The organism is Microbacterium sp. 11MF, assembly GCF_000383475.1.
Lineage (GTDB): Bacteria > Actinomycetota > Actinomycetes > Actinomycetales > Microbacteriaceae > Microbacterium > Microbacterium aquilitoris.
Window position 1 is genome coordinate 541,006 of sequence record NZ_KB911460.1, and the last position, 13,940, is coordinate 554,945.

The 13,940-nt window shown below is 70.2% G+C and carries 11 protein-coding genes; 4 read left to right on the forward strand and 7 right to left on the reverse strand.

All coding sequences use genetic code 11. From position 1 onward, the window contains the following. Nucleotides 1-35: 35 nt before the first annotated feature. Nucleotides 36-2,087, reverse strand: a complete 2,052-nt coding sequence (locus H286_RS0109570) for a prolyl oligopeptidase family serine peptidase (RefSeq protein ID WP_020097979.1) — start codon at nucleotides 2,085-2,087, stop codon at nucleotides 36-38. 139 nt (nucleotides 2,088-2,226) lie between these two features. Between H286_RS0109570 and H286_RS0109575 the strand changes: the two genes are divergently transcribed. Next, on the forward strand, nucleotides 2,227-2,676 hold the full coding sequence (locus tag H286_RS0109575) for an Hsp20/alpha crystallin family protein (protein WP_018185508.1): 450 nt from the start codon (nucleotides 2,227-2,229) through the stop codon (nucleotides 2,674-2,676). A 71-nt stretch (nucleotides 2,677-2,747) separates the two neighbouring features. Here H286_RS0109575 and H286_RS0109580 read toward each other — a convergent pair whose 3' ends face one another. After that, complete coding sequence (locus tag H286_RS0109580) at nucleotides 2,748-3,176, reverse strand: MarR family winged helix-turn-helix transcriptional regulator (protein ID WP_018185507.1); 429 nt, start codon at nucleotides 3,174-3,176, stop codon at nucleotides 2,748-2,750. 192 nt (nucleotides 3,177-3,368) lie between these two features. Between H286_RS0109580 and H286_RS15230 the strand changes: the two genes are divergently transcribed. Beyond that, complete coding sequence (locus H286_RS15230; protein WP_020097980.1) at nucleotides 3,369-5,195, forward strand: acid phosphatase; 1,827 nt, start codon at nucleotides 3,369-3,371, stop codon at nucleotides 5,193-5,195. 200 nt (nucleotides 5,196-5,395) lie between these two features. Here H286_RS15230 and H286_RS0109590 read toward each other — a convergent pair whose 3' ends face one another. Beyond that, the gene (locus tag H286_RS0109590; RefSeq protein WP_020097981.1) at nucleotides 5,396-6,649 is read right to left on the reverse strand and encodes an acyl-CoA dehydrogenase family protein; all 1,254 of its coding nucleotides are present in this window, start codon (nucleotides 6,647-6,649) and stop codon (nucleotides 5,396-5,398) included. A 237-nt stretch (nucleotides 6,650-6,886) separates the two neighbouring features. Here H286_RS0109590 and sfnG point away from each other — a divergent pair, with 237 nt between their 5' ends. Beyond that, nucleotides 6,887-8,035 (forward strand): dimethylsulfone monooxygenase SfnG, encoded by a 1,149-nt coding sequence (gene sfnG, locus H286_RS0109595; protein WP_020097982.1) that lies wholly within the window; start codon nucleotides 6,887-6,889, stop codon nucleotides 8,033-8,035. On the opposite strand, the gene H286_RS0109600 is transcribed toward sfnG, so the two are convergent. The 3 genes from H286_RS0109600 to H286_RS0109610 are packed head-to-tail and all read right to left on the reverse strand — an operon-like array spanning nucleotide 8,036 to nucleotide 10,860. After that, nucleotides 8,036-9,070, reverse strand: a complete 1,035-nt coding sequence (locus H286_RS0109600; protein WP_020097983.1) for a zinc-binding dehydrogenase — start codon at nucleotides 9,068-9,070, stop codon at nucleotides 8,036-8,038. 24 nt (nucleotides 9,071-9,094) lie between these two features. After that, on the reverse strand, nucleotides 9,095-9,622 hold the full coding sequence (locus tag H286_RS0109605) for a cyclophilin-like fold protein (protein ID WP_020097984.1): 528 nt from the start codon (nucleotides 9,620-9,622) through the stop codon (nucleotides 9,095-9,097). After that, on the reverse strand, nucleotides 9,619-10,860 hold the full coding sequence (locus tag H286_RS0109610; RefSeq protein WP_020097985.1) for a multidrug effflux MFS transporter: 1,242 nt from the start codon (nucleotides 10,858-10,860) through the stop codon (nucleotides 9,619-9,621). The genes H286_RS0109605 and H286_RS0109610 overlap by 4 nt, the downstream gene beginning before the upstream one ends. A 101-nt stretch (nucleotides 10,861-10,961) precedes the next feature. Here H286_RS0109610 and H286_RS0109615 point away from each other — a divergent pair, with 101 nt between their 5' ends. Further along, a complete protein-coding gene (locus H286_RS0109615; RefSeq protein WP_020097986.1) occupies nucleotides 10,962-11,843 on the forward strand; it encodes a helix-turn-helix transcriptional regulator in 882 nt (293 codons plus the stop codon). 13 nt (nucleotides 11,844-11,856) lie between these two features. Here the strand turns inward: H286_RS0109615 and H286_RS0109620 are convergent, their stop codons facing one another. Then, nucleotides 11,857-13,914: a PhoX family protein gene (locus tag H286_RS0109620; RefSeq protein ID WP_020097987.1), complete on the reverse strand. Its 2,058-nt coding sequence runs from the start codon at nucleotides 13,912-13,914 to the stop codon at nucleotides 11,857-11,859. Nucleotides 13,915-13,940 lie beyond the last annotated feature (26 nt).

The window sequence follows — 13,940 nt, forward strand, 5'->3', positions numbered from 1 at the left end:
TCCCGCCCCCAGCGTAGAGGGCGGGCCCCCGCCGCTCAGTCGGCGCGCGCCACCGTGCGGTCGAGGAACGCGTGGATCGTCGCGTGCAGTGCGGCGGTCGAGGCCGCGTCGATCGCTCCGGAGTGACCGCCCTCGATGGGCTCAAGGTAGTGCACCTCGGCATCCGTCTCGTCCGCCAACCGTGCCGCCATCTTGCGCGCCTGCACGGGGCCGACCCGGTCGTCGCTCGCGGCCGCATAGATGAGGGATGCCGGGTACCGCCGCCCCGGCTCGATGAGGTGATACGGCGAGAAGGTCTTCACGAACTCCCACTCGGCCGGGTCGTCGGGGTCGCCGTACTCCGCGATCCAACTGGCACCGGCCGACAGCTGCGTGTACCGCCTCATGTCGAGGAGGGGCACGCCGCAGACGATCGCCCCGAAGTCGCCGGGGTACTGGGTCAGCATGTTGCCGACGAGCAGACCGCCGTTGCTGCGGCCGTGGCAGGCGATGCGGTCGGGGGTCGAGACGCCGCGTGCGACGAGGTCGCGCGAGACGGCGGCGAAGTCCTCGTATGCGCGGTGGCGGTTCTCGCGCAGGGCGGCCAGGTGCCACTCGGGTCCGAACTCCCCGCCGCCGCGGATGTTCGCGACGACGTACACGCGTCCCTCCTCGAGCCAGGCGGGGCCGACGATCGTCGGATACTCCGGGGTGAGCGCGTGCTCGAACCCGCCGTAGCCGTTCATGAGGACGGGGAGAGTGCCGGAGCGCTCCCGCGGACCGACCTCGAAGTACGGCACGCGTGTGCCGTCGGCCGACGTCGCCCAGTGCTGCTCCGCGACGAGTCCGGACGCGTCGAAGGTGGGGCGGCTGCGGTCGACGACGCGGGGCTCGGCGCCGGGAGTGATCACCAGGAGCGTCGGGGGAGTGAGGAAGCCGCGAGCGACCACCCACAGCTCGTCGTCCTCGTCGTCGTCGGCGGTGGCGACGCTCGCGCTGAAGAGATCGGCGTCGCCGAGGCCCAGGTCGATGTCGGCCCCGGTCAGCGTCTCGGGATCGAGCGACACGAGCCGGCTCTGCACGCGGTCGAGGATGGTGAGGACCAGGCGCGTGCGGGTCCAGGTCCACGTCTCGAGCACCGCCGTGTCGCTCGGGGCGAAGGCGACGCGCAGGTCCGACCCGTCGCCCTCCGTGACGGTCTCGAGCGGACCGATGAGGAGGGTGCCCGACGGATGCGTCGTGTCGCCGATGCGCCACGGGGTCGTGGTCCGCACGGTGACGAGGTCACCGTGCACATCGACGTTCGCGTCCTGCGGCACGGCGATCAGACGCGGCTCGCCGCCGTCCCAGACCCACGATTCGGAGTGGAAGAAGTCGTGCGCGATGACCACGATCGGCGTCGCCGTACCGCCGGTGCGGTCGACGTGCGCGAACACGCCGACGTCCGAGGCGACACCCGTCACGATGGGCGGCGCGTCCGCGAGCGACTCGCCCCGTCGCCAGGCGCGGGCGCTGATCGGATACCCCGAGTCGGTCACGCCGCCGCCGTGCAGTGCGGTGGCGACGAGCAGGGTGTCGCGGTCGACCCACGCGATCATCGTCTTCTCGGCGTCGAGGGCGAACGGGGTGTCGTCGACGAAACGACGTGCGTCGAGGTCGAACTCGCGCACGACGGTGGCGTCGCCGCCGTCGGGGCTCAGCCGCACGAGCGCCCGCCCGCTGCCCGCAGGTCCGTGAGCCGCGCCCGCGAACGCCCACGCCACGCCTTCCTCGCGGCCGAGCGCGTCGACGTCGAGCAGCACCTCCCAGGTCGGTTCGCCCGCTGCGAAGGCGGCGCGGGATGTCCGTCGCCACAGGCCGCGGGGGTTCGCGGCATCCCGCCACAGGTCGTACATGAGATCGCCGTGGCGGCTCGGGACGACGAGTCGATCGGGGTCCTGAAGGATGCCTGTCAGGCGGCGCTCGAGCGCGGTGCGGGTGTCGCCCGAGAAGGCCGCCTCGGTCTCGGCGGTCCGTTCGGCTGCCCAGGCGCGGGCCTCGGGTCCGTCGATCTCCTCCAACCAGAGGAACGGGTCGGCGGGCTCGGGGGCGGTCTCGTGGGCGCTCATGTCGCCAGCCTAAGGCCGTCTCCGACGTGGGCGTTCGCCGTGCGAGAACCGTTGGCACTCGGTGGGTCAGAGTGCTAATCTGAACGTACTTGAGCCGCAGGGGCTCAACTTTAAGACCACATCACCGAAGGAGAGAATCATGGCAACCTACGACCCGTTCCGTGACATCGACCGCCTGGCGTCGACCCTCTTCGACACGCGCCGCGGCCCGCGACGGATGCCGATGGACCTGTTCCGCGACGGCGACCACTACGTCCTGAACGCCGACCTGCCGGGCATCGACCCGGGCTCGGTCGACATCGACGTGGACGGCCAGCTGCTCACCATCCGCGCCGAGCGCACCGTGGGGGCGGCCGACGGGGTGAAGTGGATCACGCGCGAGCGTGAGACCGCGAGCTTCCTGCGCCAGCTGAACCTCGGCCAGGGCATCGACACCGACGCCATCACGGCGACCTACAGCAACGGTGTGCTCACCGTCACCATCCCGGTGAGCGAGAAGGCCAAGCCACGCAAGGTCGAGGTGGTCGCCGACGGTTCGGCCCCGACCATCTCCGCCCGCGAGAGCGATCCGCAGCCGATCGACCAGTGATCACCGCGGCATCCTCGCATTGACGCGAATCGCCCCGCATCCCGTCTCGGATGCGGGGCGATTCGCGTGCGTCACACGCCGCGGAGGCGCGCGGTCAGCTTCTCGAGCTGTGCGAGTTCGTCGTCGGTGAGGACCGACATCCGTTCGGCGATCGTCCGGCCGTGGACCGTCGCCAGCCGACGGAACATCGTCGCGCCCTTGTCGGTCGCGCGGAGGATCGCGCCGCGGCCGTCCTGCGGGTCGGGCTGCTTGGAGACGAGCCCGCGTGCCACCATCCGGTCGACCAGCCGCGAGACGCTGGGCTGGCTGATGAGCATGTTGGCGGTCACGTCGCGCAGGCGTGCGGTGTGCTCATCGCAGCGGGTCACCGTCAGCAGGACGTCGTACTCGGCACCGGACAGCTGATCGTCGTCGAAGTCCCGGGAGATCTCGGCCATGACCTCGTGCTGCGCGCGGAAGAGGCTCTCCCACGCGGCGATGGCGAGGCGTCGATCGGTCATGGCGTCAACTGTATCGCCGCGGGCAGACGCGCCGAGCGCCGATGGTCGCCTCGGCTTCACCGCGCCGTCACGCTCCGTTCGCACGCTCAGGAGAGCATTCTCATGAACTGTGTTGTCGCTATGTCCTGACAAACCCGCATGTCATCGATAGTCTGCGACGACTCCCGCAACCGATGGAAGTGAGGCGCGCCCGTGAGCGTGAAGAAACAGACAAGACGAGCAGGCAGCCGGACTCGCGGCGCGATCGGGGGCCTCGGCATCCTCGTCGCGTGCACTCTGGCAGCCGTCCCCGCCTTCGCGGCGGACGGATTCACCGAGGCGCAGAAGACGGCGACCTACTCGTCGGACGCGACCGCCTCGACGGGCGATTCGAGCGCTCCCAGCGCCGACAACTGGTCGGTCCGGATGATGGATGTCTTCCAGAACCTCCGCACCGACCGCGGCCCGGGCGGCAATGCGGCCGTCATGGACTACAACGACGAGCTGACGAGCGAGATCAACCGGACGGCCTCGAAGGCGCAGGTCCAGCGGGCCATCGTCGACCAGTACCAGGACATGTCCGTCAGCATGGGCGACGCGTTCGGGAAGAAGCTCGGCGCGATCTACGCCGACGCCATCGCCGACGGCGAACTGCCCAAGGTGACCTGGCTGCTCAACAAGGAGGGCGGCAAGCTCGGCTCGACCTCGTCGACGAACCCGCCCAAGAACTACTTCGACTACGACCGGCCGTACATCCGTCTCGACAAGACGGAGGACCTCGTCTATCGCGACAAGGAAGGCGGCGACGCGTGGGGTTCCACGAGCGGCTCCTTCCCGTCGGGCCACACGTCGCAGGCGTACTGGCAGGGCACGGCGCTCGCCGAGATGCTGCCCCAGCTCGCGCCGCAGATCCTCGCCCGCACGGCCGAGGCCGGCAACAACCGCGTCGTGATGGCTGCGCACTACCCGCTCGACGTCATCAGCGGCCGCATGATGGGCCAGAAGATCATCGCGCTCCGCCTCGCCGACCCGGCCATGCGCGCGCTCGTCGACGAAGCCGCCGACGAACTGCGCGGCGTTCTGGAGCGCGGCTGCGGCGACACCCTCGAGAACTGCATTAAGAAGGACGTCCCGTACCTGCCGACCGACAAGGCGCTCGCGTACTACGAGGAGCACCTCGGGTACGGCTTCCCCGACATCGGCCCCAAGGGTGAGAAGGTCGTGGTGCCCGCGGGAGCCGAGGAGCTGCTCGTCTCGTCCCACCCCGACCTGACGCCGGCGCAGCGTCGACAGGTGCTCGCGCTGACCGCCGAGGACTCCGGTAACCCCCTCGACGTGGGTGAGCAGGAGAGCTGGCAGCGGATGAACCTCGCGGCGGCTATGGCCGCGAAGGTCACCGTGAAGGCGGACGGCTCGGTCGTGATCGGCGACGGAAGCGTCGAGCCCACCCCGCAGCCCCAGCCGAGCCCGGGCCCGCAGCCCGAGCCCACCCCGGCCCCGCAGCCGACCCCGGCTCCCACCGCTGAGCCCACTCCCGCGCCCGCACCGACCGGTTCGCCCGAGCCGACCCCCGCTCCCCAGCCGACGCTCCCGTCGACCGGCGGTGCCCCTGGTGCTCCGGTCGCGAACGGTGACGACCTGCCGGCTGCGGCAGAGGGCGGCATCCAAGCGTCCGTCCGCGGCGACCGCGTCGTCGTCTCGGGGCTGACGGCCGGGAAGCGGTACTCCGGGTTCCTGTACTCGACGCCGACGGCGCTCGGACAGGTGACGGCGGATGCCGCCGGTGCCGCGAGCTTCGCGCTGCCGAACGACGTCGAGCCCGGCGCCCATCGGGTCGCCGTCGTCGACGAGTCCGGCGATCTCGTCGGATGGGCCGCGGTGACCGTCTCGAGCGGTGCGGTCGCGGCGGCTGACGGCGACGAGCTGGCGTCGACCGGTGGTCAGGCTGGGCCGCTGTGGGTCGCGGGCAGTGCCGGTGCGGCGCTTCTCGCGCTCGGGACGGTGCTCGTGATGCGCCGCCGCCGGAGCGAGACCGCCTGACGGGTGACGCAGTAAGGGCCGGCTGGAGAGGCATCCAGCCGGCCCTTGTCCCTTTGCACCAAGAGTGTCCTGCAATCACATGTCGGTAGCTGCCACAGCAAAACATCTACCGTGCAATGACTGTATAACGGCGAGATAACGGTGGCAAGGAATTCCTGTTATCAATTTGTGATGAGCAAGCTCGGTGTCCGGTGTGGCCCTCACCGCGCCGCGGCGGCGGTCGTCCGCTGCTGCCCGATCGCCCACACATAGGGGGCGGGCGTGCCGTTGATCGCCCAGTCGCCGACGATGCGTTGCTTGAAGATGACGGGGTTGTGCGACGACACGGCGCGGGCGTTGCGCCAGAAGCGGTCGAGGCGCTTCGTTTCGGAGACGGCCGACGCGCTGAGCGCGTTGAGCACGGTACTCGTCGCCTCGAGGGAGAGGGACGTGAGGACGATCTGTCCCTGGGCGGACTCGATCTCGGCGCGCTGATTGGCGCGTTCCTCGGCCTCGGGATCGCTCGCGAAGCGCGCCACGTAGGCGTCCTGCGCGGATTCGGCCGCCCGCACCGCGACCGCCCGGGCAGCGAACCCCTGCGCCGTCGCCACCCCGACGGTCTGCTGCACGAGCGGATCCTCTGACCAGGTCCCGGCGGAGCCGTGGCTGAAGACACGCGTGCGGGCGCGGGCGTGTGCCGCGACCTCCCGCGCCGCGCCCGCGACGAGGCCGGCCTGCGTGGCGAGGTGGACGAGCTGGTAGAAGGCCGTCTGGTAGCGGAAGCGATCGGCGAAGACGGTGATGTCATCGGGGTCGACGCGGGCGTCCTCGAGGATCGTCGTGCCGCTGCCGGTCGTGCGCTGCCCGAAGCCGTCCCAGTCGTCGTGGACGGTCACGCCGGGTTGATCGGCGCGCACGATCGCGATCACGGGGACGCCGTCGTGCTCTGCGTACACGTCGAGCCAGTCGGCGAAGATGCTCCCGGTGCTGTAGAACTTGGTGCCGTTGACGACGAGGTCGTCGCCGCGACGGGTGACCTTCGTGTTGACGTCGCCGACCTTCACCTCGCCGATCTCGGTCCAGGCGTTCCCGGCGATCTCGCCCGAGACGAAGCGCGTGAACCAGGCCGACTGGTCGACGGTCGCGTGCTGGTTGAGGCGGTCCTCGACGTAGGCGAAGTGGCCCCGCAGCGCCTGCGGGATGTTGGAGTCGGCGGCAGCGAGCTCGGTGAGCAGCTCGATCAGCTGGGGGAGGGATGCCCCTGACCCGCCGTACGCACGCGGGACACGGACGGCGCCGAACCCGGCATCGGTGAGCAGCCGGATCTCCTCGCGCGGCAGCCGACGGTCGTTCTCGCGGTCCACCGCGCTGTCGGCGATCTGCGCGAACAACGGCCGGAACCGCGCCGCGAGCGTCTCGTAGTCGGTGCCGAGCGAGAGCTCGTCGTGGAGTGCGGGGTCGTGATGCCGGGTCATGTCGTCGCCTCTCAGCAGTGGGGGTCGTGGTCGTCGCACCCTTGCTACTCGTCGAATCCGCGCGGGGCGCGTTTGTGACGTGAATCGCGGCATCCCGTCGTCACGGGCCGACACACACCGTCACGCCCCGACACACGCGTTCACATCGATTGACACTGCCCGGCGCCCGGGCGGAAGGTTCCGGGGAACCCATCCGATCGCGTCGCCCGACCGCGTCGCCAGCCCAGGGAGAACACCATGACCGAGCAGACCTCCTCGTTCGACCCGGCCTCGACCCACGAGCCGCTGAAGTTCGCGTACTGGGTGCCCAACGTGAGCGGCGGCCTCGTGGTCTCGAACATCGAGCAGCGGACGTCGTGGGACTACGACTACAACGTGAAGCTCGCTCAGACGGCCGAGCGCGTCGGGTTCGAGTACGCCCTCAGCCAGGTGCGGTACCTGTCGAGCTACGGCGCGGCGCAGCAGCACGAGTCGACGTCGATCAGCCTCGCCCTGCTCCTCGCGACCGAGAAGCTGAAGGTCATCGCGGCCGTCCACCCGGGGCTCTGGGAGCCGGCCGTGCTGGCCAAGTTCATCCTCACGGCCGACCAGTTCTCGAAGGGCCGCGCGGCCGTCAACGTCGTCTCGGGCTGGTTCAAGGACGAGTACACGAAGCTCGGCCTCCCGTGGCTCGAGCACGACGAGCGCTACCGCCGCTCCGCCGAGTTCATCGAGGTGCTGCGAAAGCTCTGGACCGAGGAGAACGTGCAGTTCCACGGCGACTTCTATCGCGTGAACGACTTCACGCTGCGCCCCGGCCCCTACCCGGTGCCCGGCCGCCCGCATCCGGACATCTTCCAGGGCGGCAACTCGACGGCCGCGCGCTTCAATGGCGGCGCTCATGCCGACTGGTACTTCTCGAACGGCAAGGACTTCGACGGGTTCACCGAGCAGTACGACGACGTCACCCGGGTCGCCGCTGAGCACGGGCGCACCGTGCGGTTCGGTCTGAACGGGTTCGCGATCGTCCGCGACACTGAGGCGGAAGCACGTGAGCAATTGCGCGAGATCATCGCGCAGGCCGATCCGGCGTCCGTCGAAGGCTTCCGCAAGTCGGTGCAGCAGGCCGGGGCATCCACCGCGGACCGCAAGGGGATGTGGGCCGACTCCTCGTTCGAGGACCTCGTGCAGTACAACGACGGCTTCCGCACCCAGCTGTTCGGTCCGCCCGAGCAGGTCGCCGAGCGCATCATCGCCTACAAGAAGCGTGGGGTGGACCTGTTCCTGCTCGGCTTCCTGCACTTCCAGGAGGAGCTCGAGGCGTTCGGTGAGAAGGTCATCCCGATCGTCCGCGAGCTGGAGGCCGACCTCGCCCGCACCGGCGACCCGATCGGCGTCGCCCGCTGATCAGGGGCGGATGAGGACCTTCAGCGCCTCCCTCGAATCCATCAGGCGGTAGCCCTCGGCGATGTCGTCGAGGGGGAGCTCGCGGTCGAAGACCTTGCCCGGCTCGATGGTGCCGTCGAGCACCTGGGGGATGGCGCCCTCGAGGTAGGCGCGGACGGTGGCCGGCCCGCCGGTGAGGGTCGCGTTCTTGCCGAACAGCGAGGTGAACCCGACCGCGGCATCCTCGTACTGGGGGACGCCGACGCGCGAGATGACGCCGCCGGGGCGGACGATGCCGTAAGCCTGCTCGTATGCCGGCATGTGGCCGACCGCCTCGAGGACGACATGGGCGCCCTCGCCGCCGGTGATCTTGAGCACCTTCGCGACGCCGTCCTCGCCGCGCTCGGCGACGACGTGTGTCGCCCCGAACTCGCGGCCGAGGTCGGTGCGGGCGGTGTGCCGGCCCATCAGGATGATGGTCTCGGCGCCGAGCTGCCGCGCAGCCAGCACGGCGGAGAGGCCCACCGCTCCGTCGCCGATCACCGCGACGGTCTTGCCCGCCTCGACGCCGCCGCGGATAGCCGCGTGGTAGCCGGTGAGGTAGACGTCGGACAGCGTCAGCAGCGACGGCATGAGCGCCTCGTCGGTGCCGGCCGGGATGGCGACGGCGGTGCCGTCGGCGTACGGCACCCGCAGCTTCTCGGCTTGGGTGGCGGATGCGGCGCCGTCGAAGAAGCCCCCATGGATGCAGGAGGTCGTGATCCCGTCGCGGCAGAACGTGCAGGTGCCGTCGGACCAGGCGAAGGGGACGATGACGGTGTCGCCGACCCGGAGGGTCGTCACGTCCTCGCCGATCCGCTCCACCACGCCGACGGCCTCGTGCCCCATGCGGCGTCCCTCGGGGGTGTCCTCGAGGTCGTGATACGGGTGCAGGTCGGAGCCGCAGACGCACGCGTAGGTGACGCGGATGATCGCGTCCGTGGGCGCTTCGAGGGTGGGCTCGGGTACGTCGATGACGCGGACGTCGCCCGCGGAGTACATGAGGGTTGCGCGCATGACTTCTGTTCCTTGTCTCAGTGGTCAGTCGATGATCTCGACGGTGACGGGTCCGCCCACGAGGAGCGCCAGTTGTTCTTCGGTGGCGTCGAAGGTGCCGATGTGGAGCGTGTCGTCGGAGTACTCGATCCCGGAGGCGTCGTAGTAGAACCCGAGGTTCCCCCAGGGCGTGTAGTAGATGAGGTCGCCGTCCTCCGGGTCGGAGCCCGGTGATCCCTGCCAGGCGAGTTCGCGGGGCAGGGAGGCGATCTTCTCCCGGCTGTTCAGGTCCTCGAACGACAGCTCGGCCGGGAGGAGGGATAGGAGATCGCGCACCGCCGGGCTGTCCTCGCCGATCGTGACGTCGATCGTGGTGCGGTCGGACGAGAACCGGATGCGCGTCCCCACGACCTCCGCCGGAACGGATGCCGAGGCCGAGGGCGTGTCCGGGCGGGTCGCCGCGGGCTGCGGAGTGGGTTCGGCGGCGCAGCCGCCCAGCAGGGCCACGCCGAGCAGCCCGAAGCCGACAGCTGCCCTGCGGCGCGGCATCCGTCCGCGGGGGTCGCCGATCACGAGGCACTCCCGACCTGCGGGGAGCGGACCGCCGATGCGGTGCGTCCGCGGGCGAGGAACAGGAAGGAGGCGCCCGCGAGGAGGACGGAGACCGTTGTGACGATGCCGAGCGGCAGGATGCTGAGGGCACCGGCGACCCCGACCAGCGGAGCCGCGATCCCCCCGAACCCGAACCTCACCATCCCGAGGAGGGATGAGGCCGTGCCCGCCATCCGCGGATAGTCGGCGAGGGCGAGGGTCGTCGCCGGGGGAGACGAGATCGCGACCCCGCCCGCCAGGAGGAACAGCGACACGATGACGACCCACAGGGGAAGGACGGTGAGGCCGGCGACGAGGAGTCCGATCGCGCCGACACCTGACGTCAGGACGCCGGCGGTCAGGGTGCCGGGAATGCTCCACCGCTCGGCGGAGCGCCCGGCGAGGTGTCCCAGGGTCATGAAGCCCGCCGAGTTCAGCCCGAAAGCGAGCGCGTAGCCGAGCGGGGACAGCCCGTAGACGTCCTGCAGGACGAAGGTCGATCCGGCGAGGTAGGCGAACAGGGCGGCGTAGAGGAACCCCTGGTTCAGGACGGCCCCGACGAATGCCCGGTCCCGCAGGAGCGTCCGGAAGTCGGCGACGGTGTGCGCGAAGCCGCCGGCGGTCCGCTCCTCGGGTGCCAGCGTCTCGGGGAACATCCGCAGCGTGACGACCAGGATGGCCGCCCCGATCGCGGCGAGGAAGACGAACAGGCCGCGCCAGTCCGTGACCGCGTCGAGGAGTCCGCCGAGGAGGGGCCCGATGATCGCGGCGAGGCCGCCGACGACCGTCAGGCGCCCGTAGAACCGGATCAACGCGCCGCCCGTGTACACATCGCGGCCCGCGGCCTGCGAGATGACGATGCCGACCCCGCCGGCCAGCCCCTGCACGAACCGGGCCGCGATCAGCAGTTCGACCGTTGGGCTCAGCGCGCACACCGCCGACATCAGGATGTACGCGGCGATGCCGACGAGCAGGATGCCGCGGCGTCCGAACCGGTCCGAGAGGGGGCCCGCGATCAGCTGGCCGGCGGCGAGCCCGATCAGGCAGGCGGTGACGGTGAGCTGAGCCACGGAGGTGACGGCGTCGAGCTCCGCCGTCAGCGCGGGGAGGGCCGGGAGGTAGAGGTCCATCGAGATCGGGCCGAACACGGTCAGCAGCAGGAGCAGGGTCGGCAGCGCCCTCCGGGAGCCGGTGCGTTGCGTGAGAGCGGATGCGGTCATGTCCTTCAGCGTCGTCGCGCTCGGGCGCGGGCGGGAGTCCCTGCCGGAAGGTGTACCGAGAGGGCATCCCTGATCCGGCTCGGCCGATCTAGCCTGTGGGCATGGACAATCGAGCCGAGGTCCGTGAGTTCCTCATGACGCGTCGGGCACGCGTGACGCCGGATGCGGCGGGGATCCCCGCGGGACCGGGCCGAAGGGTCGAGGGGCTCCGGCGCAGCGAGGTCGCTGCCCTCGCCGGCGTGAGCGTGGAGTACTACGCCAAGCTCGAACGGGGAGCGATCGCGGGCGCGTCCGGTGCGGTGCTGGAGTCCCTGTCCCGCGCCTTGCACCTCTCCGACGCCGAGCACGCGCACCTTCTCGACCTCGCACGCAACGCCGACGGGATTCCCGCCTCGGGGCGCCACCGTCGTCGCGCCTCGAAGTCGGGGCCGGTCCGTCCGAGCCTCGAGTGGGCGCTGTCGTCGATCACGGATGCGGTGGCCGTCGTGCGCGACCAGCGTCAGGACCTGATCGCGTTCAACGATCTCGGCCGAGCCTTCTACTCGCCTCTCATCGGTGACGGCGGACGCGTCCCGAACTTCGCACGCTTCCAGTTCCTCGATCCCGTCGCGCGGGACTTCTATCCGGACTGGGATCTGTTCGCGGACATGTGCGTCGCCGTCATCCGCGCGGAGGCCGGCCGCGACCCGCACGACAAGGGCATCCAGGATCTCGTCGGCGAACTGTCGACCCGCAGCGACGAGTTCCGGAAGCTGTGGGCCGCCCACAACGTCCGGGCCCACGGTTCCGGGAAGAAGCGCTTCCGGCATCCCGCGGTCGGCGAACTCACCCTCGTGTACGAGGAGCTCGCCGTCACCGCCGAGCCCGGTCGTGTCCTGTTGATCTACAGCGCCGAGCCCGGCTCACCCTCGGCGGAGCGGTTGGGGCTGCTCGGGTCGTTGGCGGCGGACGATCGCTCCCGCGTCAGCCCGCCGGCGGGCTGACGCGGGCATCAGATCAGCTCCGGTACACCTGCACGACCGACGGTCGAGGCGCGTTGGGGATGTCGCCCCGTCGCGTCGAGCCGTAGTCGGGGAACAGCGAGGTGGGAGCTGCGACGGTGCCGTTCTCCCCGGGATGCTGCACCGCGACGAACACCAGCTGTTCCCGCGCGTGGATCACGGGGCCGCACGTCTCCGCCTCGCGGGGCACGGCGAGGAACTGCTCCACGTGGCCGCGCTCCCGTCCGGTGAGCGGGACCCGGAACAGGCCGTCGTTGAACCCGATCGTGCTCGGGGCGCCGTCGGTCGAGATCCAGAGGTTGCCGTCCTCGTCGAACGCGAGGTTGTCGGGGCAGGAGATCGGCGACACCTTGTCCTTCGGGTAGCCCGCGAAGTAGGTGCTCGGGTCGGACGGGTTGCCGCACTGCAGCAGGATGCTCCAGCCGAACGACGTGCCCGCCTGACCGTGGCGCTCGGTGATCTCGAGCACGTGACCGAAGCGGTTGCCGGTGCGGGGGTTCGCCTCATCCACCATCGAGGTCTTGCCCCGGTCGGAGTTGTTCGTCAGGGCGACGTAGATCTTGCCGGTGCGGAGGCTCGGCTGCACGTCCTCGGGGCGGTCCATCTTCGTCGCGCCCATCTTGTCGGCGGCGAGGCGCGTGTAGACGAGGACCTCGTCGATCGTCATGCCGGGCACGACGCTCTTGCCGTGCCGGGTCAGCGCGATCCACTCGCCCGTGCCGTCGAAGGCGCCGTCGGAGGGAAGCTTCCCGGATCCGTCGATCTGGCTCGCGGGGGAGTCGCCGCGGAAGCGCGCGACGTACAGGTCGCCCTCCGAGAGCAGCGACATGTTCTTCTTGCGTGACGAGCTGATGCGGTTCTTCGACACGAACTTGTAGAGGTAGTCGTTGCGCTCGTCGTCGCCCATGTAGGCCACGACGCGGCGGTCCTCCGCGACGATGACGTTCGCGCCCTCGTGCTTGAACCGACCCATCGCGGTGTGCTTCTTGGGTGTCGAGGTGGGGTCGTCCGGGTCGATCTCGACGATGTACCCGAAGCGGTTGGGTTCGTTGACGTAGCCGGGGTCGAACGAGTTGAACCGCGGGTCGTAGGCCTCCCAGCCGGTCGAGGTCGTCCGCGAGGCGCTCGCCTGGTAGCGCTTCTGGCCGGCGGTGTCGGCGGCCCACGCGAAGTAGCCGTTGAAGTTCTCCTCGCCCGAGAGGATCGTGCCCCACGGGGTCGTGCCGCCCGAGCAGTTGCCGAGCGTGCCGTGGACCCAACGGCCCTCGGGGTCGGCGGCGGTCTTCACCAGGTCGGAGCCGGCGGCGGGGCCGGTCAGTTCGAACACGGTCTCGACCGTGATGCGCCGGTTGCGGCGGCCGTCGACGACGTAGCGCCACGGTGTGCCGCGGCGACGGCGCGTGATCTCGACGACAGACATGCCCTGGGCCGCCTTGAACACCTCACCGCGACGGCGGAGCTCGGCGGCATCCGTCGACGGCGGGAACATGATGTTCGGGTTCACGTACTCGTGGTTGTTGACGAGGACGCCGGTCTTGCCGGAGCGGTCGGCGAGGATGTCGAGGTAGTCGCTGTTGTAGCCGAACTGGCGCTCCTGCGCTGCGCGGCTCTGCCCGTCGAGCGAGAACGTCGGCGCGTCCGAGAACAGCGGGTCGCCCCAGCGGATGATCGGCGACCACGTGTAGCCCTTCGGGACCGTGAGCGCGTCGACGGTTGCCGGGACCGGAGCGATCGGCTGGAACGGCAGACTGTGGTGGTTCCAGCCCCAGTGGGACTCGACCGCCCCGCCCGTCGTGGCGGCGGATGCGGCCTGGGGGGTGAGGACGCCGAACGCGTCCGTCGCGACCACGACGGCGCCCGCGGCCGCGGCGCCGATGAGCATGCGGCGCGAGAGAGCGAGCTCGGCGATGCTGCGGAACGTCGGGTTGTCCGACCCGTTGCATTCGGGGCCGAGGCACGCGTTCGCGCACTTGAACTGGCAGGTCACGGCGGAGCGCTTTCCGACGGCGTGAGCCGCGAGGGGAAGCGTCGTGCGGGTGGTGGGGGGGTCCACAGTGGTCACAGGGGGGTCCTCTCGTG